Source organism: Bifidobacterium sp. LH_413 (assembly GCF_056357015.1).
In genome coordinates this window covers 76,514-102,622 of the sequence record NZ_JBKEVK010000002.1, presented here as the reverse complement: position 1 = coordinate 102,622, position 26,109 = coordinate 76,514, and the positions used below count along the sequence as shown (strand labels likewise).

15 protein-coding genes and 3 tRNA genes are annotated in these 26,109 nt (G+C 65.9%); 13 read left to right on the top strand and 5 right to left on the bottom strand.

Annotated elements, in window-relative coordinates; genetic code table 11:
- The first annotated feature begins 53 nt into the window (after nt 1-53).
- On the top strand, nt 54-2,861 hold the full coding sequence (locus AC1AYN_RS04790) for a glycoside hydrolase family 30 protein (protein ID WP_476532375.1): 2,808 nt from the start codon (nt 54-56) through the stop codon (nt 2,859-2,861).
- A gap of 93 nt (nt 2,862-2,954) precedes the next feature.
- Here the strand turns inward: AC1AYN_RS04790 and AC1AYN_RS04785 are convergent, their stop codons facing one another.
- The gene (locus tag AC1AYN_RS04785; protein ID WP_476532374.1) at nt 2,955-4,847 is read right to left on the bottom strand and encodes a glycoside hydrolase family protein; all 1,893 of its coding nucleotides are present in this window, start codon (nt 4,845-4,847) and stop codon (nt 2,955-2,957) included.
- A gap of 244 nt (nt 4,848-5,091) precedes the next feature.
- Between AC1AYN_RS04785 and gltX the strand changes: the two genes are divergently transcribed.
- The 5 genes from gltX (at nt 5,092) to AC1AYN_RS04760 (ending at nt 9,462) form a co-directional block, all read left to right on the top strand.
- Nucleotides 5,092-6,633, top strand: coding sequence for a glutamate--tRNA ligase (gene gltX / locus AC1AYN_RS04780; protein WP_476532373.1), 1,542 nt, complete (start codon nt 5,092-5,094; stop codon nt 6,631-6,633).
- A 326-nt stretch (nt 6,634-6,959) separates the two neighbouring features.
- A tRNA-Glu gene (locus tag AC1AYN_RS04775) sits at nt 6,960-7,032 on the top strand.
- 631 nt (nt 7,033-7,663) lie between these two features.
- Nucleotides 7,664-7,736, top strand: a tRNA-Glu gene (locus AC1AYN_RS04770).
- Between the two features lie 37 nt (nt 7,737-7,773).
- A tRNA-Gln gene (locus AC1AYN_RS04765) sits at nt 7,774-7,848 on the top strand.
- Nucleotides 7,849-8,055: 207 nt separating this feature from the next.
- Complete coding sequence (locus tag AC1AYN_RS04760) at nt 8,056-9,462, top strand: metallophosphoesterase (protein ID WP_476532372.1); 1,407 nt, start codon at nt 8,056-8,058, stop codon at nt 9,460-9,462.
- Nucleotides 9,463-9,513: 51 nt separating this feature from the next.
- Here the strand turns inward: AC1AYN_RS04760 and AC1AYN_RS04755 are convergent, their stop codons facing one another.
- Nucleotides 9,514-10,347, bottom strand: a complete 834-nt coding sequence (locus AC1AYN_RS04755) for an IclR family transcriptional regulator (RefSeq protein ID WP_476532371.1) — start codon at nt 10,345-10,347, stop codon at nt 9,514-9,516.
- 350 nt (nt 10,348-10,697) lie between these two features.
- Here AC1AYN_RS04755 and leuC point away from each other — a divergent pair, with 350 nt between their 5' ends.
- The 3 genes from leuC to AC1AYN_RS04740 all read left to right on the top strand — a co-directional run bounded on the left by leuC (nt 10,698) and on the right by AC1AYN_RS04740 (nt 17,161).
- Nucleotides 10,698-12,101, top strand: a complete 1,404-nt coding sequence (gene leuC / locus AC1AYN_RS04750; RefSeq protein WP_476532370.1) for a 3-isopropylmalate dehydratase large subunit — start codon at nt 10,698-10,700, stop codon at nt 12,099-12,101.
- A gap of 76 nt (nt 12,102-12,177) precedes the next feature.
- Nucleotides 12,178-12,864, top strand: coding sequence for a 3-isopropylmalate dehydratase small subunit (gene leuD, locus AC1AYN_RS04745; RefSeq protein WP_476532369.1), 687 nt, complete (start codon nt 12,178-12,180; stop codon nt 12,862-12,864).
- 538 nt (nt 12,865-13,402) lie between these two features.
- Entirely contained in the window at nt 13,403-17,161 is a 3,759-nt protein-coding gene (locus tag AC1AYN_RS04740) for an Ig-like domain-containing protein (RefSeq protein WP_476532368.1), read from the top strand.
- Nucleotides 17,162-17,225: 64 nt separating this feature from the next.
- On the opposite strand, the gene AC1AYN_RS04735 is transcribed toward AC1AYN_RS04740, so the two are convergent.
- Nucleotides 17,226-18,845: a PH domain-containing protein gene (locus AC1AYN_RS04735; RefSeq protein ID WP_476532367.1), complete on the bottom strand. Its 1,620-nt coding sequence runs from the start codon at nt 18,843-18,845 to the stop codon at nt 17,226-17,228.
- A gap of 8 nt (nt 18,846-18,853) precedes the next feature.
- A complete protein-coding gene (locus AC1AYN_RS04730; RefSeq protein WP_476532366.1) occupies nt 18,854-19,372 on the bottom strand; it encodes a PH domain-containing protein in 519 nt (172 codons plus the stop codon).
- A gap of 139 nt (nt 19,373-19,511) precedes the next feature.
- Between AC1AYN_RS04730 and AC1AYN_RS04725 the strand changes: the two genes are divergently transcribed.
- Both AC1AYN_RS04725 and AC1AYN_RS04720 read left to right on the top strand, forming a co-directional pair.
- Nucleotides 19,512-20,156, top strand: coding sequence for a DUF805 domain-containing protein (locus tag AC1AYN_RS04725; RefSeq protein ID WP_476532365.1), 645 nt, complete (start codon nt 19,512-19,514; stop codon nt 20,154-20,156).
- Nucleotides 20,153-21,565 carry a sensor histidine kinase gene (locus tag AC1AYN_RS04720; protein WP_476532364.1) on the top strand — a complete coding sequence of 471 codons (1,413 nt, stop codon included), beginning with the start codon at nt 20,153-20,155 and terminating at the stop codon, nt 21,563-21,565. Before AC1AYN_RS04725 ends, AC1AYN_RS04720 begins: the two co-directional genes overlap by 4 nt.
- Here AC1AYN_RS04720 and AC1AYN_RS04715 read toward each other — a convergent pair.
- The gene (locus AC1AYN_RS04715; RefSeq protein WP_476532581.1) at nt 21,527-22,291 is read right to left on the bottom strand and encodes a response regulator transcription factor; all 765 of its coding nucleotides are present in this window, start codon (nt 22,289-22,291) and stop codon (nt 21,527-21,529) included. The two genes, AC1AYN_RS04720 and AC1AYN_RS04715, sit on opposite strands and share 39 nt — an antisense overlap.
- Before the next feature lie 1,093 nt (nt 22,292-23,384).
- On the opposite strand from AC1AYN_RS04715, the gene AC1AYN_RS04710 reads away from it, so the two are divergent.
- A complete protein-coding gene (locus tag AC1AYN_RS04710; protein ID WP_476532363.1) occupies nt 23,385-24,458 on the top strand; it encodes a CPBP family glutamic-type intramembrane protease in 1,074 nt (357 codons plus the stop codon).
- A 407-nt stretch (nt 24,459-24,865) separates the two neighbouring features.
- Nucleotides 24,866-26,104, top strand: coding sequence for a diguanylate cyclase (locus AC1AYN_RS04705; RefSeq protein ID WP_476532362.1), 1,239 nt, complete (start codon nt 24,866-24,868; stop codon nt 26,102-26,104).
- The last annotated feature ends 5 nt before the right edge of the window (nt 26,105-26,109 follow it).

The window sequence follows — 26,109 nt, the reverse complement described above, 5'->3', positions numbered from 1 at the left end:
CGGATCCGCCCACCCGATCGAACCATCGGATCCCACCGATTGAAAGGAACCCCATGACCGTGAACGAACCGGTCGCCATCACCCTCGCCGCCGCCGACGTGGCCGATGCCGCGCGCAACCGCAACGGACTGACCTACAAAGGCTTCGGCCTGCTCTCAGGCAACGCCACATCCAGTCTGCTCATGGACTACAAGGCCGAGCATCCGGGCGTCTACTGGCAACTCGTCAAGACGCTGTTCGCCGGCGACCGACCGCTGATGAACACCGTCAAAGTGGAGATGGGCAACGACCGCAACAACTCCACCGGACCGAACGTCGCCACGATGCGCGAACCGGACGAATACCCGGCCGTGACCCGCGAACCCGGCTTCCAGCTCGCCGCCGACGCCCGACGCTACCAGCCGGACGTGCATGTGAGCATCCTGCGCTGGATGGCACCCACCTGGGTCCACTCCAACGACGACGTCTACAAGTGGTACAAGAACACGATCCTCGCCGCGTACCGCGAATACGGCTTCATGGTCGATTCGGTCAATCCGGACGTCAACGAGCGCACCGCGGACCTCGACTGGATCGCCGACTTCGCGCGCCGCGTGCGCTCCGACGAGGAGGGCTTCATCGGAACCGGCCCGGACGATCCCGCCGCCGGATTCTCCAGCGACGAGGAACGCCGCCTGTTCCACGCGATCAAGGTCATCACCTCCGACGAGGAGGTCACCGGCACGTTCGGCGGCGACGTGATCGCCGACCCGGAGTATCTGGACGCGATGGACGTGGCCTCCTACCACTATTCCGTCGAGGACGATCCGGACGGCAGCTTCACGCGTCTCGCCGACGAATACGACAAGGAGGTGTGGAATTCGGAGGCGCAGGCCACGTTCTCCAACTCCGCCGACCGTCCGAACAACACGATGGACAACGGGTTGGGCGAACGCACCGGTACCGGCATCGGCGGCCCGGGCAGCGCCCTCGAAATGGCGAACACGCTCATCAAGGGCTTCGTGGAGTCGCGGCGCACGCACGCCATCTACCAACCGGCCATCGGCTCCTGCTACGAGAACATGGAGTACGCGTCGAAGGAGCTCATCTCCGCCCGCGACCCGTGGAGCGGCTGGATCTACTATGACGCCGGCTGCGCCGTGCTCGAGCACTTCACCAGATTCGCGAACCTCGGCTGGGAGCCGTCCGAAGGCGTCGCCGCGAAGCGCCCCGTCTGGAGAGCCATCCCCGCCGCGTCCGGCAGCGAGGTCGGCGGCAACAATCCGGTCTCGGGCGCGCGTCACGGCGAACCCTCGTATCTGACGCTCGCCGCACCGGACGGCTCGGACTTCAGCACCGTCATCGTCAACGACTCCGCCCTGGCGAAGACGTACGTCATCGCCGTGGACCGCGCGCTCAAGGCGCACGGCAAGCCGTTGCAGATCTGGTCCACGAGCGCCGCCGGCGAAGGCGAGGCGTACGACGCGCGCTATCGCCGCCCGCTCACCATCGTCATGCCGGACCATGCCGTTTCCGACGACGTTTCCGGTGACGGCTCCGGCGACGGTTCCGCCGGAACGGCCGGAACCGCGGCCGGAGCCGAGACCTACGTCGTCGACGTCGCGCCGTGGAGCATCATCACCGCGACCACGCTCGACACGTTCGACACGGTCCCAGGCGGCGACGGCTACACGCCCAAAGCCGGGTACGAGGCCGACCTGCCGCATACCGCCGAACAGACGCGCCCGGTGCTCGACGTCGATCCGTGCCACGGCGTGCTGTACGCCGACGACTTCCGCTGCGACGACGCGCCGCGCGTCGACGTGTTCAAACGCAACCGACTCGTCGCCGAGGACTGGCTCGCCTCGCGTGGCGGCGACGCGGGCGCCACGCCGCGCTACACGAACGACACGAACGGCGCGTTCGAGATCGTGCCCGACGCGGAACGCGGCCACGTGCTGCGCCAGCAGATCGACTGGGCGCACGCCGGCAACGCCTGGATCGAAGGCGAACCCCGCACCGCGATCGGTGACATGCGCTGGACCGACTACCGCGTGTCCGTCGACGTGATGTTCGAGGACTATCCGGGCCGGGCTCCCTATGCGCTCGTCGGAGCGCGCGAGATGGGCGGCGACAAGTTCACCACCGACATCTGCGGCGTTGACTTCAAGATCCGCGCCGACGGCATCTGGCTGCTGCGCAACTTCGGCAACGAAGTGCGCCGCGGGCACCTGGAGGATCTGCGCAAGCGCGCCGCGCAGGCGGGGGAGAGGCCGTTCGCGCCTGGCGCCGGCGCGTGGAACACGATCACGCTCGAGGTGGCCGGATGCACCGCCATCGTGTCCGTCAACGGCGCGCAGGTCGCCGCATGGTCCGATCCGGCGCTGCAGTCCGCGGGCCGCGTGAACCTCGGCACCAGCTTCGACCATGTGCGGTTCTCGAACCTGCGCGTCGAGCATGTCGACGGATGCGCGCCGTACTACACCGCGCTCATCGACGACATGCACATGCGCTCGTGGGACGATGGCTCCCAGGTCCTGCGCTATGCGGGGCCGTGGGCGCACGACAACGGGCAGGGCATGTTCACCTATATGCGCACGATCTCGCGTGCCTATGGCGCGGGCGCGTCCGTCGCGTTGACGTTCACCGGTACCGGCGTCGACCTGTTCGGCCCCTCCGACGGCTCCGCGAGTCTCGACGTGTTCGTCGACGGCGTCGAGGTCCGTTCCGCCGCTCCGGTGCATGCGACGAACGGCTCCCTGCGATGCCAGTTCCGGCTGCGTGACCTGCCGTTCGGCGCGCACGCGGTCGTCTTCCGCACCGCTTCGGCCGCCCCGTTCGCGCTCGACGCGATCGGTCTGGTAGGTGCGATCGACTGCTGATTACTGTCTGTCGATTATTGTCTGCTGATATGGGAATGCCCCGACACCTTGCGGTGTCGGGGCATTCGTGTCGGTCGCCGCGGGAATATGCCGTCAGGCGTGACGCCTGTGTGCTGCGGCGAGAACGATGCCTACGCCGGCGAACAGTGCCACGGCGGCGATCGCCGTGGACACGGCGGAACCTGTCCGGGCGATGTGCGCGGCATCGCCGGACGCCTGGGAAGCCGTGTGCTTCCGGGCGTCCTGGTCGGTGCGGTTCTCGTCGTTGCCGTCGCTCTGGTTGCCGTCGTCCGGGGTGGGGTCGTTCGGGGTGGGCGTGGGATTCGGCTGGGGTTCCGGTTCGGGCTTGGGGTCGGGTTCCGGTGGTACGTAGGCGTCGCCATACAACGTGGCGTCGCTCGGATTCCAAGCGGCCGAGCCGGAGATGCTCAGCGTGTGGTTCCTGGAGAGGCTGATCGGCAGCCAGATGAGCTTGGAATCCATGCCGGCGGAACCGGTGGCCGGATCGACGACCCAGCGGTCGCCCATGTAGATGAACTGGCCCTTCTCCTGATCCTTCGCGAGGACGTAGGTCGGCTGGGAATCATAGCCCTTCGCCGGATTCTCGCCTGTGAACGGGTTGCCGAGCTTCTCCCACTTCGGCGACAGCACGCTCTTGGCGCGATAGTAGATCACCGGTGTGGAGTTCCATCCGTCGGTGCCGGAGGTGAGCGCGTAGTACCAGCCGTCGTAGTAGAAGATGGAGGATGCCTCGCGGGCCTTGTCCTCGAACACGCGGGCGCGCCATGTGGCGTCGGACTGCGGTGCGGAGTCGCCGGCGGCGACGGGGGCGGTGTAGTCCTTGTTCAGCAGCGAGACGTACATGTAGGCGTTCATCTCGGACGAATACATGGCGTACGCGTCATCCGCGCCGTCGTGGTTCACGTCATGGCCATAGTCCACGAACACGGTCATATCGCGGGATTCGCCGAAGCGCGTGGCATGCAGCGACTTGTCGAAGTTCATGCGCGTGGAGTTGACCATCTTGAACGGTCCGAACGGGCTGTCGGACACGGCGAAGCCGATTTGGGCGCGCGAATAGCGCGAGCCGGTGTTCTTGGCCACCTTGTCGTTGTTCTTCACGCCGTCGTCGAAGTACCGCTTGCCACCGGTCGCGCCGAGACCGGAGTCGGACAGACCCTGCACCCAGTTGTTTCGGTCGGCGTTGGCGTTGGTGGAGCCGTCGGAATGGAAGATCGCGACGAACTGGCGGGTGGTCTTGTTGTACACCACCTTCGGGCGTTCCACGATGTTGTACATGCCGTACAGATACTCGAATCCGAGCCTCAGGTCGGCTTCATCGTAGGCGGTGGCCTTGCCCGCCGCATCGCGCGCGGTCACGTACGGCGCGACGAACGCGGCGGCGGAACGGGCGTCGGCGGTGTCCGCGCCGGAATTGGCGAGGTCCTTGAGCGTCTGGAGGTTGCTCTCGTCGAGCACGGTGTATCGCTGGGATCCGGCCGGGTACTGCACGGTCTTGCCGTCCTGCGTGATCTTATGGTCGGCGAAGTACTGCTGGGAGTCGTAGTCGGTGAAGTGCTCGTCCCCGGTGATGGTGATGCTCTTGTGCGGCAGTACGTTGTGGGTGGTGAGGACGGTGCCCATGCTGTGCCAGTTGACGAGGTCGGTGGACCAGTATCCGTTGACGCCGTCGACGGGGCGCGTGGCATTGGTCTTCTTCTCGCCATAGAGCAGGTAGACGTCATCGTTTTTGTCGCCGTCCTGATTGACGTCGATATCGATGTCCTGCTCCGCGTACTTGTTGGCGGCACCGCCATGCGCTTCGACGGGATTGCCGTCGGTGTCCTTCCAGGTGGCACCCACTTGGATCTGCGCGGCGGGCGCGTCCGTGCCGTCGGCCATGGCGGGCGCGGCGGCGATCATGCCTGCGCCGAGGACGGCCGCTGCGGTCAGCGCGCCCAGTCCTGCGGAGAGTTGGGGATTCATGTTCGACTCCTGTGTGTTTCTTCCTCGATGATTGTGACGAAGGGTGAATCGTTGTCGAATCGCCTTCGATCGCTGTGATGATGCGGCTGCTTGAGTCCCGTGATTGCGACTCACACAGCTGTGATGAATAGTAATCGTAAATGATTAAAAATGCAAAAAAGAGATTGAATGTGAAAAATATCGTGGTGGAGGCGCGGGACTTGTCCCAGCCACGCGTCCGGCACGCGCGGCACAATAGGGGACTATGACTGAAGCCGAACACGCGAACGAATCCGCGAAAAACCACAAGCCCGAACTGCCGAAGGACGTGCGCGTCCGATTCTGCCCGTCCCCGACCGGCACCCCGCACGTCGGCATGATCCGCACCGCCCTGTTCAACTGGGCCGAGGCGCGCGCCACCGGCGGCAAGCTCGTCTTCCGCATCGAAGACACCGACGCCCAGCGCGACAGCGAGGAAAGCTACAACCAGATCCTCGAATCCCTGCGCTGGCTGGGCATCGACTGGGACGAGGGCATCGACGTGGGCGGCCCCCACGGCCCGTACCGCCAGTCCGAGCGCACCGACATCTACAAGGACGTCGCCGCCAAGCTGCTGGCCGCGGGCTACGCCTACGAATCCTTCTCCACGCCCGAGGAGATCGAGGCCCGCAACGTGGCCGCCGGCCGCCCGAAGGCCTTCGGCTACGACGGCTACGACCGCGACCTGACCGAGGAGCAGAAGGCCGCCTTCCGCGCCGAAGGCCGCAAGCCCGCGCTGCGCATCCGCATGCCCGACGAGGACATCGCCTTCGACGACCTCATCCGCGGCACCATCGAATTCAAGGCCGGCTCCGTGCCGGACTACGTGATCGTCCGCCCGAACGGCGACCCGCTGTACACGCTCACCAACCCGGTCGACGACGCGATGATGGACATCAACGTCGTGCTGCGCGGCGAGGACCTGCTGAGCTCCACCCCGCGCCAGATCGTGCTCTACCGCTACCTGATCGAGCTGGGCATCGCCAAGCAGACCCCGCTGTTCGGCCACATGCCGTACGTGATGGGCCAGGGCAACAAGAAGCTCTCCAAGCGCGATCCGGAATCCAACCTGTTCAACCACCGCGACGCCGGCTTCATCCGCGAGGGCCTGCTCAACTACCTCGCGCTGCTCGGCTGGTCCATCGCGCCCGACCGCGACGTGTTCTCGATGGACGAGATGATCGCCAAGTTCGACGTGCGCGACGTGAAGGCCAACCCGGCCCGCTTCGACCTCGACAAGGCCATCTCCATCAACGCCGAGCACGTGCGCATGCTCGACCCCGCCGACTTCCTGCGCCGCTCCGTGCCGTACCTCAAGCGCGAGGGCGTGGTCTCCGCGGATTCGTGGGATGCGCTGACCGCCCGCGAGCAGGAGATCCTGACCGCCGCCGCGCCGCTCGTCCAGACGCGCGTGCGCCTGCTCGGCGAGGTCGCCGGCATGGTCGGCTCCCTGCTGTCCACCGACGAGTACATCGAGCCGGACGACGGCGCCAAGAAGCAGCTCAAGGATTCCGCGCCGGCCGTGCTCGACCTGGCGATCGCCGCGCTGGAAGGCGTCGCCGAGGGTGATTGGAAGACCGACACCCTGCATGAGACGCTGAACAAGGCGCTCGTGGAGGAGGGTGGCTACAAGCCGCGCCTCGCCTTCGGCCCGGTGCGCGTCGCCATGTCCGGCCGCCGCGTCTCCCCGCCGCTCTTCGAGTCCATGGAGATCGTCGGCCGCGATCTGACGCTCGCCCGTCTCAAGGGCCTGCGCGCGCATCTGTGACGCGTCTGTGACGCGTTCCGCGCGGGCCTCGTAGGTTCGGTGCCGGCATAAGGTCGTGACGCCACGGCTCGTGGGAATCGAAATCGCCCCGCTCTTCACTGAAGAGCGGGGCGATTCGTCGTTTGTTTGAGGTGTTTGTCTGCGGTGTACGCATGAGGGTGCCGCCAAGGCGGATGGTGGAAAGCGGTTAGAAAGCGGTTACAAAAGCGTTGTCAACCGGGGAATCACAATGTGACACGCCGATGTTGACGAGGTCGCGCGGCTCCCGTATATTAATCACTCGTTGCGGTTCGCCGCGGCGGGTGGAAACACCGAAAAATGAATACGCCCCCATCGTCTAGCGGTCTAGGACTACGCCCTCTCACGGCGCCAACACCGGTTCAAATCCGGTTGGGGGTACGAACAGGAAGGACCCCGGCTCATCGAGTCGGGGTCCTTCGCGTATCCGCCCGTCCCGTCGGCATCGTCAGTGTCAGTGTCAGTGTCAGTGTCATCGTCGTCGGTGTCGCTGCCGGTGTCGGCCGGTGTCGGCCGGTGGCGTCCGGTGCGTCCGGTTCGACCGTCGTCCGGCTTGCTTGCCGCCCATATCTCCGTCTCCTTCGCCGTACGTTTCTCTCACCGTACGTTTGTGAGGGGATTATCCGTTTCCACCGTGCCAAACGTACGCTGACGATTCCTCACCGTACGTTTGCCGCGGCTGCCGGCGATAATGCCGTCGCAAACGTACGCCGGGATGCCGGCGTACGTACGTGCGGGCGTGTGCGGTGGCTGTGTGTGACGGTATGCGTGGGTGGTATGGGCGGCGGTGCGCGTGATGGTATGCGCGGCGGAGCGGTTTCGTGTGCAATGTACCGCAAATACGAGGGGCGCAAACGTACGCCGGATGCCGTCCGGAGATATACAAAACCGTTGGAAATACTTGCGACACGCCGTAAGTTGCGCACGTACCGGCATGCGCGTATATTAATCACTCGTTGCGCGGTTCACAAACAACCAAGCAACACGGCGGAAACGTCGGATAACAGAATACGCCCCCATCGTCTAGCGGTCTAGGACTACGCCCTCTCACGGCGCCAACACCGGTTCAAATCCGGTTGGGGGTACGACGCGGAACTCTTCGGAGTTACACGCCAGCCAAATTGGGGTGTGGTGTAATTGGCAACACAGCTGATTCTGGTTCAGCCATTCTTGGTTCGAGTCCAGGCACCCCAGCCAATGAAAACCCTCGCGCAAGCGAGGGTTTTCTTGTTTTTCCCTTCCCATTCATCCCATGGTGCGGTAACCCACTCATGGTGCGGTGTCAAGAAACGGCGGTATTCCGCGGTTGTGAAGGATATGTGTTACCGCACCATGGGAACGACCGCGCCGTGGCGTCGCGTGGCGTCCATATGAGCTGCGCATCGGCGCATTACAGTAGGAGTCATGACGGAAAACACACGTGCGCCCGAGGGCATGTCTTCAAGGCCGAGGATCAAGCCGGCGGAGGCGGGGGACACCCGCCCGCTGTCCGTGTCCGCCCGCTTGGGGCGTCTCCAGTTCCACCATTCCGGCAAGTTCCGTGTGCTGCAGGTCGCCGACATCCAGGACGGTCCGAAGGTCGCGAAGGACACGATCCGCCTCATCGAGGCGAGTCTCGACGCGGTCCGCCCCGATCTGGTCGTCTTCACCGGCAACCAGATCGCCGGTTACGATCCCGCGTTCGCCGAGACGTTCCGCAAACGCCGCTGGAGCGCCCCCGCCGACGCCGATACCGACGCCGAAGCCGCCAACGCCGCCGCCGAGGCGCACGAGCGTACGCGCGAACTGGTGCGTGGCGCAATCGCCCAGTTCCTCGCGCCGCTGATCGAGCGCAAGGTGCCGTTCGCCGTCACGTACGGCAATCACGATTTCCAGTGCGGCCTGTCGAACGACGAACTCGACGCCATCTACCGCGAGTTCCCCGGTTGCGTGAATCCGACGCCCGGCGTGGAGGCGGACGTGCTGTCGGAGCGCACGTTGCTGCCCGACCAGGTCGTCTACCCGCATGCGGCGGGTACGTTCGCGCTGCCCGTCGCCGACGAGGCGCACAAACGCACGGTGCTCGGTCTCGTCGTCCTTGATTCGGGCGACTATGCGCACGGCGGCGGGTTCGCCGCGCCGTCCGCCAACGCGCTCTCGTTCCTCGCGCGCGTGCCGTCGGCGATCGGCGCGCGGTCCGTCCTGTTCCAGCACATGCCGTTGCCGGAATACTATGACCTGCTCACGCCCGTCACCGCGACCACGCCGTATGCGATGCAGGGCTACCGCGAGCACGCCGCGCGGTATTACGTTCTGGACGAGTCGAAGGTGCGCCCCGGCGGCTATCTGGGTGAGGGCATCAGTTGCCCGGATACGTCGCGTGAGTTCGCGGTGTTGCGCGGCGATGACGCGACGGTGCGTGCGGTGATGGATGATGCGGATGCGGATGATTCCGGTGTGATCGTGGAAGCCGGTTCGGATGATTCCCGTGCCGAGGTGTTTCCTTATATAGGAGTGGCGACCGGCCATGACCATCGCAATTGGTTCGTCGGCGAACTGGACGGCGTGATGATGGCGGCGACGCCGACCTGCGGATTCGGCTCGTATGGGCCCGCGCCGGCGAAGCGCGCGACCAGACTCATCGAATTCGACATCCGTCACCCGTATGAGCCGCGCACGCAGCTGTTGGAGTTCGGCGAGCTCGTCGGCAAGCCCAGTTCGAAGAAGGCGTACACGTACGCGTTGAACGCGAAGCCTCCGCAGGACGGCGAAGGCGACGATCTGCTGCGCAAGCCCACGATATGGGAGCAGCTCAAAGGCCTGTTCGCGTGAGTATGCATTGGCCCCCTCGCCAGAGGGGGCCGAGTAGGGTCTGTTGCCGGCTCAGCGGCCGGAGGAGGCCTTGATAAGGGCTTCGGTCAGGTACTTGCCGGCGGCCATGACGAGCGGCGCGTAACGGCGGCCGGGGGCGTTGCCCATACGGCCGGACGGGCCGGAGATCGAGATCGCGGCGATTACCTGGCCGGAGGCGTTGCGGATCGGTGCGGAGATCGAGCACACGCCCTCCTCGCGCTCGTTGACGGACTCGGACCAACCGCGCTTGCGGACGGCGGCCAGCTTGGTCGCGTTGAACTTCGCGTGGCGCAGGCCCTGATGCATGCGCTCGGAATCCTCCCAAGCGAGCAGGATCTGCGCGGCGGAGCCGGCTTCCATCGAGAGCATCGCGCCCACGGGAATTGAATCACGCAGACCGGAGGCGCGCTCCACGGCGGCGATGCACACGCGCTGGTCGCCCTGACGGCGGTAGATTTGCGCGGATTCGCCGGTGCGGTCGAGCAGCGTCTGAAGGATCGGGCCGGCGGCGGTGAGGAGTCGGTCCTCGCCGGCGGCGGCGGCGAGCTCGGCGAAACGGGAGCCGAGCACGAAACGGCCGTGCTGGTCGCGCAGCACGAAGCGATGGCGTTCGAGCGCGATCGCGAGTCGATGGGCGGTCGGTCGGGCCAGACCGGTGGCGGCCACGAGCTGGCCGAGCGTGGAGGGGCCGGTCTCAAGGGCGTCGAGAATCTTCACGGTCTTGTCGAGCACGCCGACGCCGGAATGCGCCTCGCCGTCGTTCTTCTCGGCGGTCTGCGCGGTGGCGGGGGTCTTGTCGTCGGTGGTGTCCTGCTCGGCGACCGGCTCTTCGGCCACAGCGGTATCTGAGTGCATGGAAGTCATGGTTCCCGTTTATACCATCTCACATAGTGAAATGCCAAATCGAGGCAGTGTACCACGTGACGAACGTCGCATGTCGGCGAATGACCGAGTAATGGAATCTGTGTGCGCTCACATCGTCCACGGGCGGCATGCGAGGTCAACCGACGTCATCGCAATGCGCTCGGAAAGTCGGGGGAAAGGTGACGATTTCGGCGGAATTCCAGCCATAATCCGGCGGAAAACCGGGCTTCCGATGGCACATCTCATAATCCGGCCGGGATATGGTCGCCCCCATGTTGACCGCATACTCTATTACCACGAACACGGCGCAAACACAAGACCTAGCGCCGAGAAATTTAGGAGGAATCCCCATGGGAACGACACTGGCCGAGAAGGTCTGGGCCGATCATCTGGTACGGAAGGGCAGCGACGGAGCGCCCGACCTGCTGTACATCGACCTGATGCTCATGCATGAAGTCACGAGCCCCCAGGCGTTCGAGGGTCTGCGACTGGCCGGCCGCAAGCCCCGCCACGTCGATCAGCTCATCGCCACCGAGGACCACAACACGCCCACGGTGGACATCGACCGTCCGAACCCGGACAAGACGAGCGCCCTCCAGCTGAGCACGTTGGAGAAGAACTGCAAGGAGTTCGGTGTGCGCCTGCACGCGCTCGGCGACGCCGACCAGGGCATCGTGCACGCGTTCGCCCCGATCCTCGGCCTCACCCAGCCGGGCATGACCATCGTGTGCGGCGACTCGCACACCTCCACGCATGGCGCGTTCGGCGCGCTCGCGTTCGGCATCGGCACCTCCGAAGTCGAACACGTGATGGCCACGCAGACCCTGTCCCTGAAGCCGTTCAAGACGATGGCGGTCAACGTGAACGGCAAGCTGCCGGCGGACGCCACCGCGAAGGACATCATCCTCGCAATCATCGCGAAGATCGGCACCGGCGGCGGCCAGGGCCACGTCATCGAATACCGTGGCGAGGCGATCCGCAACCTCACGATGGACGAGCGCATGACCGTGTGCAACATGTCCATCGAGGCGGGCGCGCGCGCCGGCATGATCGCGCCGGACGAGACCACGTTCGAATACCTGAAGGGCCGCCCGCACGCGCCGGAAGGCGAGATGTGGGACAAGGCCGTCGCGTACTGGAAGACGCTGAAGACCGATGACGACGCCGTCTTCGACAAGGAGGTGGACATCGACGCGTCCACGCTCGGACCCTACGTGACGTGGGGCACCAACCCGGGTCAGGGCCTGCCGATTACCGCGAACGTGCCGGTCCCGGCGGACATCGCCGACGCGACCAAGCGTTCCGCCGCCGAGCGCGCCATCGCGTACATGGGCCTGAAGCCGGGCATGCCGATCAAGGACATCGCCGTCGACACCGTGTTCATCGGCTCCTGCACGAACGGCCGCATCGACGACCTGCGTCAGGCCGCCGCGATCATGAAGGGCCACCACAAGGCGAAGAACATCCACCGCGTGCTCGTCGTGCCCGCCTCCTCGCGCGTGCGCCTGCAGGCGGAGAAGGAAGGACTCGACAAGGTGTTCGAGGACTTCGGCGCGGAATGGCGCAACGCCGGCTGCTCGATGTGCCTCGGCATGAACCCGGACAAGATGGTGCCGGGCGAACGCTCGATCTCCACGTCGAACCGCAACTTCGAAGGCCGTCAGGGCAAGGGCTCGCGCACGCACCTCGCGTCGCCCGCCGTCGCCGCCGCCACCGCGATCCGCGGCACGATCTCCAGCCCCGCCGATCTGTAATCCGTTTATCTCGGTCCCCTCTGACGAGGGGGCTCCCGGCGCAGCCGGGTGGGGGAGAGACCCCGAAAGGACAATCATGGAAAAACTCACCACGTTGACCGGCGTGGGCGTGCCGCTGCGCCGCTCCAACGTCGACACCGACCAGATCATCCCCGCCGTGTTCCTGAAGCGCGTCACCAAGACCGGCTTCGATGACGCGCTCTTCTACGCGTGGCGCCGCGACCCCGAGTTCGTGCTCAACAAGCCCGAATACGCGAAGGGCCAGATTCTCGTCGCCGGCCCCGAGTTCGGCATCGGCTCCTCCCGCGAGCATGCGGTGTGGGCGCTGCACGACTACGGCTTCCGCGTCGTCATCGCGCCGAGCTTCGCCGACATCTTCTACGGCAACACGGCGAAGAACGGCGTGCTCGCGGCGATCATGCCGCAGGAGAGCGTCGAACTGCTGTGGAAGCTCCTCGAAGAGGAGCCGGGCCGTGCGATGACCGTCTCGCTCGAGGACCGCACCGTGACCTGCGGCGACGTGACCCTGCCGTTCGAGGTGAACGACTACACGCGTTGGCGTCTGATGAACGGCTACGACGACATCGACCTGACGCTCCAGCACGAGGACGACATCGCCGCCTACGAGAAGATGCGCGCCGAGAAGTTCCCGTTCAAGCCGAAGACCCTCCCCGCCAAGCACCTCCCCGAGGAGGAGATCAAGCCCGCCCGCGAGCTCGAATATCAATGGGATGGTCCGCTCGCTGATCGCGGCATCATCTGATATTCCCTTTTGCCTCCCTCTGACGAGGGAGGTGGCCGCCGGAGGCGGTCGGAGGGAGAGACCACAGCGGCCGCAGGCCGCGGGAGGAACGGAATCGGCGTCAAGCCGATGTGTGTTCCTTTCCGCAGCCTGCGGCCGCTTGTCTTTACCCCCTCAGTCGCGCTTCGCGCGCCAGCTCCCCCTGAAGGGGGCGCAAGGAAAGGTTGGTGCGGGAGGGCGTTGTGGTGGTTGCGTTCCAGCGCTCTCTTGCTTTTCGGTTATCTCTCCCCCTGTCGGCCTACGGCCGACAGCCCCCTCGTCTGAGGGGGCCAAAGGGGTGGCAGTATGCGCCCCCTTTAGGGGGAGCTGGCCGGCCGGAGGCCGGACTGAGGGGGTTCGTTGCGGCACCCCCAAAATTCCGATCGCACACTCGCAGTCCCTCGCCGGAGCATCTGTTCCGCCTATCGGGACGGCGTCCTATACTTGGCCCCGTATACGAAGGGGTGCTCATGACGTCGTTTGGTCGGGCACTTCGCGAATGAAAGTATGGAGAAGGAAGATGTCGAAGAACATCATGACGCGAGTGGGGATGGGAGTCGTCGGCGTACTTGCCAGTGCGGCGATGCTCTTCTGCGTCCTGCCCGCCCAGGCGGCCACCGGCTGGAGTGCGCTGTCCACCACGGAGAAGAAGTCGTCCTACGGCTACTTCGTCTGGAAGTCCGAGAACGCAACGGATGCCAATGAGAAGGCCACCGCTGCGGATGCGGCTAACATCCTGAGGAACTCCGCGTTGCCGACCACGAAGAACATCGGTGGCAATGGCGATGCGACCAGCCTTGAAAACATGCAGAATGCTCTTGATCAAATCAAGAACATCAATAAATATCGTCTGACTCTGGTCAATGAGCCGTGCCGCACGGATTTGGCCTCCGGCAAGGGACGTGTCTGCGATGACGCGAATAAGAAGCTGACCCCGTACAAGGTCTCGGACACTTTCATGGCGACGGCTCAAGCCAATGCGAATTTCTCTTCGACCAAGGTTGATCATGCCGGCAATAATGGGCAGGAGTTTCCCGGAGCCAAATATCTGACCAGCTATATGGAGAATGCCGCTTGGCCGACCAAACTATTCGATGAAAATGGCAATTCCGGTGCCGCGGTACTGTGGTATAGCGAGAAAGCGAACTACGACAAAAATCCTGCTTGGTCAAGCAATACTGGGCATTACATTTCACTGACCAACAAGTACGCTTATAGCGGCGCGCCGACCTACCTCGAATTGGATATCACTGGTCTGGGCGTCAACTCCACGGCTCCGGCTCCGTACGGCAGCTACGGCAACAAGACGGTCGTGCAGCAGTATGTGCCGTCAAGCTGGGGTTACAGGGGGTATAGCGAAGATGTTGACTCCTACGCCAGCGACTTTAACGCCTATGTCGCCAAGGTGAACGAGCTGGGCAAGAAGTACACCGTCACGTTCAACACGAACGGTGGCTCTGCTGCTGCCACGCAGACCGTGGAATCCGGTGAGACCGCGACCGAGCCGACTGCGCCGACCAAGTCCGGGTACACGTTCGGCGGTTGGTACACTGACGCGCAGTTCACGAAGCCGTACAACTTCTCCACGCCCGTCACAGGCAACATCACCCTGTACGCGAAGTGGGATGCGATCACCATCACCTCGCTCGATAATGCCGGCACCGTCTCCACGCCCGCGGGTGTGGCTCCGACCCTGCCCAAGCAGGTGATCGCCCACTACAGCGACGGTTCCTCCAAGCCGGTCGACGTCACGTGGAACCCCATCAGCAAGAGCGACTACGCCACGGCGGGTAACAGCTTCACCGTGAACGGCACCGTGAACGGCACCGGTATCAAGGCCGAGGTCACGGTGAACGTGATCGCCGCCGTGCCGCAGAGCGCCGCCGTCACGCCCGCCACCGTCTCCACGATCGCCACGCACGCGCCGTCCCTGCCGCAGCAGGCGACCGTCACCTACTCCGACGGCACCACGCAGCAGGCCGACGTCATGTGGGATCCCATCGACCAGAGCAAGTACGCCACCGAGAACGCCGACGGCTTCGACGTGAACGGTACGGTCTCTGTGGACGGCCAGTCCTTCACCGTCACCGTGAAGGTGATCGTCACCGCACGCACCATCAAGTCCGTCACCGCGCCGGACGACCAGACCGTCGAATCCGGCACCGAACCCACATACCCGGACACCGTCGCCGTCACGTACAACGACGGCGAAACCGGCACGGCGAACGTCACGTGGACGAAACTCACCAAGGACCAGTACGGCAAGCACGCCGGCGGCGAGTTCACCGTGAAGGGCACCGTCGACGGATACGCCGATGGCGTCTCCTTCAAGGTGACCGTCAACCCTGCCACCGTGAAGTCCGTCGTGGCCTCCGCCGCGACCGCGCAGACCGTCGTCGGCGAAACGCCCGACCTGAGCGGCATCAAGGCGACTGTCACCTACTCCAACGGCGATACCGAGACCAAGGACATCACGTGGGAGAAGACCACCGCCGACCAGTTCAAGACGGAAGGCGCCACCGTGCCGGTCAAGGGTTCCGTGACCGTTGACGGCACGACCTACGAGTTCACCGTCAACGTCGCCGTGGTCGCCGCCACCGTCGAATCCGTCACCGGCCCGTCCGCCGACCCGGTCGTGACCGTCGAATCCGGCACCAAGCCCGACCTCTCGAACGCGAAGGCCACCGTCACGTGGTCGAACGGCACCACGACGGAGGAATCCGTGACGTGGGACGAGCCGAACAAGACCGACTACACCAACCGTAAGGGCGGCACGTTCACCGTCAACGGCACCGTCACCATCGCCGGCAAGGACTACCCGGTGAAGGCCACCTACAAGGTCAACCCGGCCGTCGCGCAGAGCGCCACGCCGACCGACGGCACCACCACGATCACCGTGCCGTCCGGCACCGACCCGACCGGCAAGCTGCCGAAGACCGCGACCGTCACCTGGTCCAACGGCGACACGACCACGAGCCCGATCGCGTGGAACAAGACCTACACGAAGGGCGACTACTCGAAGCGTGAAGGCAACACCTTCACCGTGAGCGGCACCGTCGATCCGACCGTCGAATCCGCCGCCGCGGCCGACTCCTCCAAGGTCATCGTCGCGAAGGCCGTGGAAGCCGCCACGTTGTCCGTCGCCGTCACCGTCAACGTGACGCCGGCGACCATCACCAAGGTCGCCGACATCCCCGCCGTGACCACCGAGGCGAAGGTCGCGCCGCAGCTGCCGGCCAACGTCAAGACCGACTGGAGCAACGGCGAGACCGGCGTCGACACGCCGATCACGTGGGACGCCATCGACGAGTCCCAGTACGCGAAGCGCGGCGAGTTCACTGTGAACGGCACCGTGTCCGACACCACCGGCAAGACCACCAAGGTGAGCGTCACGGTCAAGGTCACCGCCAAGGCCGAATCCGCCGACAAGCTCGCCGACGTGACCGTCGACTCCGGCACGGATCCCGCATCCGCGCTGCCGAAGACCGTCAAGGTCACCTACACGGACGGCGCTACGGAAGACGCCGCGGTCACGTGGGACACCACGTCCTACACGAAGGCCGACTACTCGAAGCGTGAAGGCAACACCTTCGCTGTCAAGGGCAAGGCCGCCGGACTTGACGTGACCGTCACCGTGAAGGTGAACCCGGCCACCGTGAAGTCCGTCGACACCACGGCCGTGACCATCGGCACCAAGGTCGGCGTGCAGCCCGACCTGCCGAAGACCGCGACCGTCACCTGGACGAACGGGGACATCGAAACCGTCGCCATCACGTGGCCGGAGATCCCCGCGGACAAGCTCGACCAGGCCGGCTCGTTCGAGATCGAAGGCGTCGTCACCGCCGGCGGCAAGGACTACACGATCAAGGCGACCGTCACCGTGACGGAGAACACCGTCACCTCCGTCGAGCGTGACGTGAAGGTCTCCACCACCGAAGGCACGGCACCCGCCCTGCCGAAGACGGTGAAGGCCCACTGGTCCGACGGTTCCACGACCGATGCCGCCGTGGTCTGGGGCGACGTGCCCGCCGCCAAGTACGCGAAGACCGGCACGTTCCAGGTGAAGGGCGTCGCCACGGTGAACGGCACCGACTACGAGGTGACCGCCACCGTGACCGTCATTCCCGGCACGCTGAAGCCGTCCGCGAGCCAGAACACGAACACGGGCGCCAACACGCTGACGACCACCGGCTCCAACATCGCGATCATCGTGATCGTGATCGTGCTGCTGGTCATCGCCGCCGTCGCCCTGTTCTTCCTCACCAAGCGCAAGAAGTGACAGGCACTAGGCCGTAGAGACGCGAAGTGGCCTCCTTCCCGGAAGGGAAGGAGGCCACTTCGTCTTACCGCCCCGTGAACCATGCTTCGAGCGCGTCCGCATCATCACGCCGCAGGAAACGGAACCGGATTTCGGACATGCCGTTCATCACGAACAGGCGCATGCGCAGACCCTCTACGCCGCGCGCGTCACGCCACGGCGTGGTCGTGCGCGTCACCGACTGCACGCGCGCCCGCCGCGTCATCATCGCGAACAATCCCCACCGCGTCGCTCCGGTCACCAGAATCCGGTGCGGCAGGGCGTCCTCGTCGTCCGGAAGCATCGCATACCCTTCGGCCCTCGCCTGCAGCCATCGGCAGGCCGTCCACCACAATCCCGCCGCAAACGGCACGGCCACCACCCACCATGGCCACGAGTGGGTCGCCGGGCCGCCCATGCCGACGAGCAGCGTGGCGGCGGCGGTCGCGGCGAGCGGCATCGTCACGTAATACCGTGCGAGGCCGCGGCCCGTGCGATGGGTCGGCGCCGTCGCGGCGAACATGCCTGGAACATCCCATTCGGGCAGCATCGCGCGCAACGTCGCGGCCACGCGGCGGGCGCCGATGACCGGCAGCACGACCGCGGCTGACGCGACGTCGTCGCCGCCCGCCGCCGCGGACAGGCCGAGCCGCGCCGAACACAGACCGAACATGCGGCGCGGCAACGACTGCGATACGACGATCGTCTGCACGCGGGCCGTCGGAATCGTCGTCGCACGGCGTGTGAACAGGCCACGTTCGACGATCAGATCGTCCCCGCGCCGCCACACCTCGAACCCGTGGAAATGCAGCAGGGAGATCGCGATACTGACGAGCATCAGCAGAATGACGCACGCCAGGATGAGCAGCGTGATCGCCGCGGCACCCTGCGAGGCGTAGTCGCCGATCGACCGTTCCGCAGTGCGCGTGAGCGTGTGGGGCAGCACGTCCTGCACGTTTTGGATGAACCCGAATACGACGAACGCGGCCGCGACGATGCGCGGATCGGTGACGGCGAACAGGAGGATGTCGCGCGTCGACGCACGGAATACGGGGATGGGGGAGGGGCAGGAGGTGACGATGCCGGCGCGCGGGGCGGTAAGGTCGGTGGCGGTGCCGGTTGCAGCATCGGCGGCGGTTGTGGCGCCCCCATCCGTGGTGACTCCGGACGAGGAATCGGAGGCGGCCTGCGGTGTCGAGGTGCCGGATCGTGCCGCGCCGGCCGCTTCGGCGCGTCGACGCTCCAACTCGCCCTGCAACGCCGACGGAACCGCGCTCAGGTCGATGTCGGCGTCGTCGCCGACCGGGGAGACCGTCAGACGGATCACGCCGAACGGGCGCAGATACCACGGGCTCGCGCTGTTGATCGCATGGATTGAGCCATAGGCGATGGCGCGGCGTTTGCGGAACAGCACGCCGGAACGGTATTCGAGCATCGTGGCGGACAGACGGTAGCGGGTCGACAGCCACGCGCAGACCGGGCCGACCGCCACGTAGGCGACGATCGCCGCGGCCGCCAGCCACAGCCACCATTCGTGGCGCATCAGCGAGATACGGATGATCACGACGAACGAGAGCAGCAGCGAGACCGTGCCCTTCGCGTTCGACGCCACGCGCACGATCAGCGCCGCCGGGTGGAGACGACGCCACGTCACGGGCCACGTCACGGGCCGCATCACAGGTCCTCCCGCGCGTCGGCCACGCGGGCCGCGATCGTCGCGACCATGCGCTCGGCCTCCGCGGTGTCCAACGCGGCGATTTCGGTCGTGTCGGCCGCCGTATGCACGACCACCGTGGTCAGTCCGAACCGGCGCTGCACCGGATTCTGCTTCGTATCCACATGCTGCACGCGGTTGTACGGGGTGGTCGTGGATCTGCGCCACAGCCAGCCGGTGCGTGTGGCGAGGTCGCGCTCGCCGATGCGGAATCGGGTGAACGCGTACCGGTACCTCGTCTGCAACGGCTGGGTCGCGAGGTCGCCGACCGCGTAGACCGCAGCGAGCGCGGCGGCCAGCTGCGTCCAGAATCCCCACCAATCGTGGGATATGCAGACCGCCGTGAACACGCCGCATGCCGCCAGCCAGACCGCGCATTGGATCGCCTCGTTGATGAGCCACACCGTCCGCACCCGCTCCGGCAGCGGCCGCCACGCGGTATCGGCGGTGTCGCCGCGGTCTTCCCCAAGTTCGTTCATGCATCCCACTGTATCGAATCGAGGCATGTATGCCGATTATGGGCCGATCTCCTGTGGACGCATGTTGACCGTCGCCCCGTGCGGGTGGACGGCCGGCGCGGAATGCGGTTGAGTGGAGGGCAGTGAATGAAAGGAGACCATGATGAGCGTGGATGAGGACAGGCCGGTGCCGGAGCCGCCGTTGCGGGAGGAGCCTCCGCTGGGGGCGCCGTGGTATGGCATCGGATTCAGGCGTGCGGTCGGGCGGTTCTTCCGCAAGATGAAGGTACTCGACGGCCGCGCCTCGCGCAGCGAATACTGGTGGGCCGTGCTGTTCTGCACGATTGTGGCCGCCATCGTGGTCGTCGCAGCGATGGTAATCGGCACCGCGGCCGGCGTCAGCGACGTGGCGGGCGGAACCGACGGTGAATCACCGCTGGACGCCGTCGCGGACAACGCGGCGACCGTCGTCCAGCTGCTGCTGTTCATCCCGATCATCACACTGTCCGTCCGACGGCTGCACGACGCGAACCGGAGCGGTCGGTGGCTGCTTCTGCCGATCCTGCTGCAGCTCGGCTCGCTGCTGCCGGTCTTCGTGCTCGCCGTCGTGTACGGCTCCGATGGCATGGGAGGCAGTGCCGCGGCGCCGGCGGCCATTGTGGGAATGTTGCTTGCCTTCGCCTGCTACACGATGGGATCGCTGGCATGGGTGATTCTCATGGTGCTGCCGAGCGATCCGCGCGGCATGCGGTTCGACAAACCGGTCATCGTAGCCGATATGGTTCGTGCGGATGGCACGCGATGACCAACGGTCTGCTCTCCGAGACCCGCGCCACGTTGGAACAGGTGCGCGGCTGGTGGCGTGCACCGCATTTTCTAGAGAAAGATGCAGGAATCGGCATCGCCGCAATGGTGGCCGGACTGATCGTCGCGCCTCCATCATCGCCCGGGCGAATGCTGCTGACGCTGGGCTGGATGGCCGTCATCGCCCTGCTGCCGTTCCGGCCGCGCGAAGTGTGCCTGGTCGCGCCCGTGCTGCTGCTGACGATGGGATTTCTGCCTGATGGCTGGTGGGCGAGCGGCGGATTCGCCGTCGTCACCCTGTTCCTTGCCATCGGCTACGCGCTGCCTAACCGGATGATGCTCGCCGTGCTGGTCGGCTACGCGGCGGTGGACGCCGTCTGCTTCGCGCTGTTCGGCACGCGGTCGATGGGCAGTAGCGTGGTCGCAGGCATGATCGCCGGGTTCGGCGACGTCGGCTTCGGCGTGATGGCCTCCGACGTTCCGGCCGCATCGGTGCCGGGATACACGGCGATCGCGGGCGTCGCGACCGGCGTGTTCGACATCATGGGCTTCGGATTCCTCATCATGTTCGGTGCCGCGTTCCGCCACGCGTCCGTCGCCGGCGAGCGGGCGGCGCGCGCCGAACGGCTGCTCGGCCGCGTCACGCGAGAACAGGCGCTCGCGCACATGATCCACGACGCCGTCGCCAACGACATGTCCACCATCGCGATGCTCGCGTGGCGCGCCAAAGCGACGGACGACGACGCGGCCATGCTCGACGCGATCTACGCGCGCTCGCACCACGCGCTCGCCCGCGTGCACGACGTCATCGACGTGCTCAACGGCAAACGCGACCTCGCCGGCCTCGAATCGGAAGTCGCGGCCGAGAGCGCGGAGGGCGGCGGGGTGACGGGCGGTACGCCGCCGTTCGACGTCGAACTGGAGAAATACCTTGAAGACCAGGACCGCACGATGACGATGCTGGGATTCGTCGGAACCAGCCGGACCGATGTGACGGGCGGCGGGGACGCCGCGGCAGGAGACGCAGGCGGCGGCGCGCGCGTGCCGAAACCGGTACAGCGTGTCGTGATGGAACTCGTCGAGGAGATCTACGCGAACATCGTGCGGCATTGCGCGATACCGGATGACGCGACGACGCCCGCGTACAGCCTGTTCATCGGCATCGACGATTCCGGCATCCGCATCAGCGAGGTCAACGCGCTCGCCGGCGACGCGCCGACGCTGATGCACGGACGCAGGCACGGCGGCGGACTGGCGATGCACCGTGCGGCGGTCGAGGCGCTGGGCGGCACGCTCGCCGCGAGCGCGCAGGACGGCGCGTGGACGATCGGCGCGGAGATCCCGCTGCGACCGGTTCCCGCGGAAACCGGATCAGCGCGCGAGGAACAGGGCGATGGCGTGCGCCAATGAATTGGCGTGTAGCTTGTCGACCGCACGATGGGCGTGTGTGCGCACCGTTGACGCGGCGACGCCCCATCGTGCGGCGATCTGGTCGTAACTCAGGCCGCATGACAGCAGGCGCAGCGTCTCGGATTCCTTGGGGCCGAGCTTCGGGGCGTCGGGCGACGGGGAATCCGGGTGTGTGCCGTTCGGGGGCGTGCCGTTCGGGGAGCCGGTGGGTGTGCACGATGGCGTGCTGGTTGCCGTGCTGGTTGCCGTGCCGGTCAGCAACCGATGGGCCTCGTCGACGGTGCGGAACACGGGGACGTCCGGCGTGGTCCCGCCGGCCCGGGGCCTGCGGTCAGACGGGGTGAACGTGCCGCCCGATGCGACGACGCGCAACGCGCGGGCCAATTGCGGGACATCCGCTTTGGAGACGATGCCCTGCGCGCCGGCCTCGGCTGCACGCGCGGCATAGTCGGCGGTCGAGAAGGCGGTGATGCCCAGCAGCGCCACGCGGGCATCCCGTTGGCGGATCCTGCGGCATACGCTGATGCCGGTCGCATCGCCCAGCGACATGTCCACGAGCAGCAACCGGGGGCGGGTCTCGGGGTCGAGCGCGAGGCGCACCGCTTCGTCGGCGGAAGCGACGCCCCACAGCCATCGCGATTCAGGCAGCAGCTGCGGCAGGATGCCCCGCAGTGCGAGCAATGCCATGCGGTCGTTGTCCACCGCCGCGACCAGTACCTGCGGCATCCCCTGAGATTTCATGGCCGTCATCATAACGCGGTCAGGCGTTGCGCGGAATCGATACGGCGGACTTCTGTGGACATCTGTGGACGTGGTCATGTTACGTTCAGGAACGGGGCATAGGTTGGACGGCATGAATACGAATGAAGAACATCCGCAGGGGGATGCGAATCCGCAGACGCGGCAATCGGGGCAGGAACAACGGGACCAATGGGACGCGACGCAGCAGTCGCAGTATGGGAACCAGACGCAGGCGGGTGAGTCGGTACAGCCGGGGAATTCGGGGTGGCCGGGCGAGCCGGTGCCATCGGGTGGGCCGGTGCGGCCGTCGGCATCAGCGAGTGACGGGGGCGAATTCGTAGGGGTTCCGGGCGAACCTGCATGGTCTGGGACCGAACCTGTAGGGTTTTCGGACGGACGTGTAGGGTCCGAGGGCCAACCTGTAGGTTTGGGGGCCGAACGTGTAGGTGCTGCGGGCCAACCTGTACGGGGTGGCCGAGTAGAAGCTCCCGCCGAGCCGTTTGCCAGCTCGGGGAATCCGCGGAATACCGCGGTTCCCGAAAACCCGGTGATGACGCGGAGCGCCGGTCTTCAGCAGGGGACTGCACAGGTTGCGATGGGAAGCCTGCACGTTGCCGGCGAAACTCCGCACATTGCGCCGGAAACCATGCAGGTTGGTGCCGAAACCATGCAGGTTGGCGGCGCCTATCCGCAGGCCGTTCCCCAGGCTTCGGCCTACCCGCAGCCGCCGGTGTGGCAGCCGGCCCAGTCTCAGGCACAGCCCATGCCGCAGTACGCGCAGTATCCGCAATACGCCACTCCGACTCCCCAGCCTGCGGCGGTTTCACAGCCCGTGGCTGCTCCTCAGGCCGCGTCGGCCCCGCAGACTGTTCCGTATGCTCAGCCAGCCCAGTCCGTGCCATATTCCCAACAGGCGGCGCCTGTCGCCCAATATCCATCGCAGGCCGCCCAATACCAATATGCACCGCGCCACGATCACTACGCGTCGCAGTCTGCACAGTACCCGCCGCAATCGGCTCCGTGCCCGCCTCAACCTCAACCCCAGTCCTACCCGCAACCCCAATTCCAGCCCCAGCCGATGTGGCCCACCTACTACGCGCAGCCGGTGCCGATGGCGGTGCCGACGTTCGCGGCCATCGACCCGCGCGCATGGTGGCGCACCTGGCGACGCAAGGTCGTCAACCGCGCGATGGGTCTGACCTTGGCCTATCAGGGCGTGATGACGGGCGTGAGCATCGTCGCCGGCATCGTCTTCGGCGCTATCTTCGCCGCGACGAACCGAAGCGGGAGCTCGTCGGCCTACGACAGCGCGCTCAACCGCTGGACCGGCGTCCTGAGCCTCATCGCCGTGTTCGCCGCGGTCGGATTCCTGATGTTCATGCGCCGCCGCGACATCTTCACCCGCGAATTCTGGCTCGGCGGCCCGCATCGCGAGACCTACGGCGAGACGAACCAGCTCGGCACGGTCAGCCAGTACGGCGGCCGCCGCATGACCCCGCTCGCTTGCCTCGCGATCATCGTGGTCGCATTGGGCGTGCAGGGCGTGATCGTCCTCATCCAACTCGCGTTCTCGATGTTCGGCACCGATCTGGCGTCGCCCACGTCGGACAGTATCAACGAATCGGCCGTCACCGTGAGCATGTGGCTGTACATCGGCCTGGTCGGCCCGATCTGCGAGGAGATGATGTTCCGCGGCGTGCTGATGAAGGAGCTGAAGCCGCTCGGCAGGAACTTCGCAATCCTCACGTCGGCGCTCGCGTTCGGCCTGTTCCATGACGACGTGGTGCAGGGCTTCTTCGCGTTCCTGTTCGGTCTGGTGCTCGGCTATGTCGCGATGGAGTATTCGCTGGTCTGGGCGATCGCGTTGCACATCTTCAACAACGCGATCCTGTCCGGCGTGATCGACGGTCTCGCCAGCCATTTCCTCGGCGACATGGGGTATGGGATCTTCTCGCTCGCGTTGTCGTTGGGCGGCGTGATCGGCGCGATCATCGTGTTCGCGTTGTACGGTCGGCGGCTCGGCTGGTTCGTGCGCGCCAATCGCAGCGGCCAGGACACGTATGCCGGGTGGACGTCGTGGGCGTTCATCGTGTTCGTGTCGCTGAACGCGCTGTTCGCCATCGTCTCGTTCGTCTCGGCGATGGTCGGTTGAGCGGAACGGCGCCGCGCCGGCGCGCGGCTCACGTTCCGCCCCGTTGCGTGCGGTCCGTTCCGTGGGTGGTCCGGTTCGCTCCGGTTTTCGCACGGTTCGCTCCTGGGCCTGCATGGTTCGCTCCGTGATTCGCGTCGGTTTTCCGTGGAGAACCGTGGAGTGATCCGTGACGATCGTGGCGCGATCCATGATAAGCGGGGATCGATCCGTGACCGATGAGGATTGCACGACGAGCGACGCGCCCTTGAAGGCGCGTCGTTTGTGTATGACGATGCTTATGCTGGATAACGGACAGATAGGCGAGCACATCCGCCGGTTTTCGGCGATTTCCGCTCAACGTCGCGCATATGCGCACATCGTCATCTGCGCACAGCATCCGCACATAGTCGAGGAGAATCGAGAACACCATGAGCCAGGGCCTCCAGCAGTCCGAACCGTTCTACGACGTGAACCGCACCTATGAGGACAACTACGAACAGGGCCCGTTCGGCGCGTTCGCCGAGGCGCTGAAGCGTGATACCGAGGCCGGATCCGCCGAGACCCCCTCAGACCGCTCCGCGGCCAGCTCCCCCTTGGAGGGGGAGCAGGTCAATGGTGTCTGCGCCCCCACGCATGTGGGGGAGCTGTCGGCGAAGCCGACTGAGGGGGAATCGGCCAGCTCCGCCCCTGCCGACTCGTTCCTTGGGGTGCCGGTGAACCTCGCGTTCGGCATCCCCGCCGGCCCGCTGCTCAACAGCCGCTTCACGACGGCCGCGTTCCGCATGGGCTTCGACCTGGCCACCTACAAGACCGTGCGTTCGCGTGCGTGGGGCTGCAACCCGTTCCCGAACGTGCTCGCCGTGCACCCGAAGTCGGCGGACGGCTCGCTCACCCCCGGCAGCCCGGAACTCGACGAGGGCGTGCTCGCCGACACGAACTATGAGCGCCCGATCTCCATCTCCAACAGTTTCGGCGTGCCCTCGCAGGACCCGGACCTGTGGCAGCCGGACATGTTCCGCGCGATCGCGGCGGCCGGCCCCGGCCAGCTGCTCGTCCCCGGATTCCAGGGCTCCCGCGTGGAGGGCATGACCGAGGAGGAGTACATCGCCGACCATGCGACCACCGCCCGCCTCGTCAAGGAGACCGGCGCGAAGGTCATGGTGATGAACACGAGCTGCCCGAACGAGGGCCACAACGTGCTCCTGTGCCATAATCCGCTGCTCGTCGGCCGCATCGCCGAGGCGGTGAAGAACGAGATCGGCGACACGCCGCTCATGGTGAAGCTCGCCTACTTCCCCGACGACGCGGCGCTCGAGCTCATGGTGCAATCGACCGTGGGCCGCGGCACCGTGCAGGGATTCAGCACGATCAACACAATCTCCGCGCGTCTCGTCGACGCGGAGGGGCGTCAGGCCCTGCCGGGCAAGGGCCGCGACCGTTCCGGCGTGTGCGGCCACGCGATCCGCGGCGCGGGCCTCGACATGGTCTCGCGCCTCGCCGCGATCCGTGAGAAGAGCGGTCTCGATTTCGCGATCAACGGCGTCGGCGGCGTCGTGACGCCGGATGATTTCGCCGCGTACAAGCGCGCCGGCGCGGACAGCGTGATGTCCGCCACCGGCGCGATGTGGGATGCCGACCTCGCCCACAAGATCAAGGCGACCCTGTAGGTCGG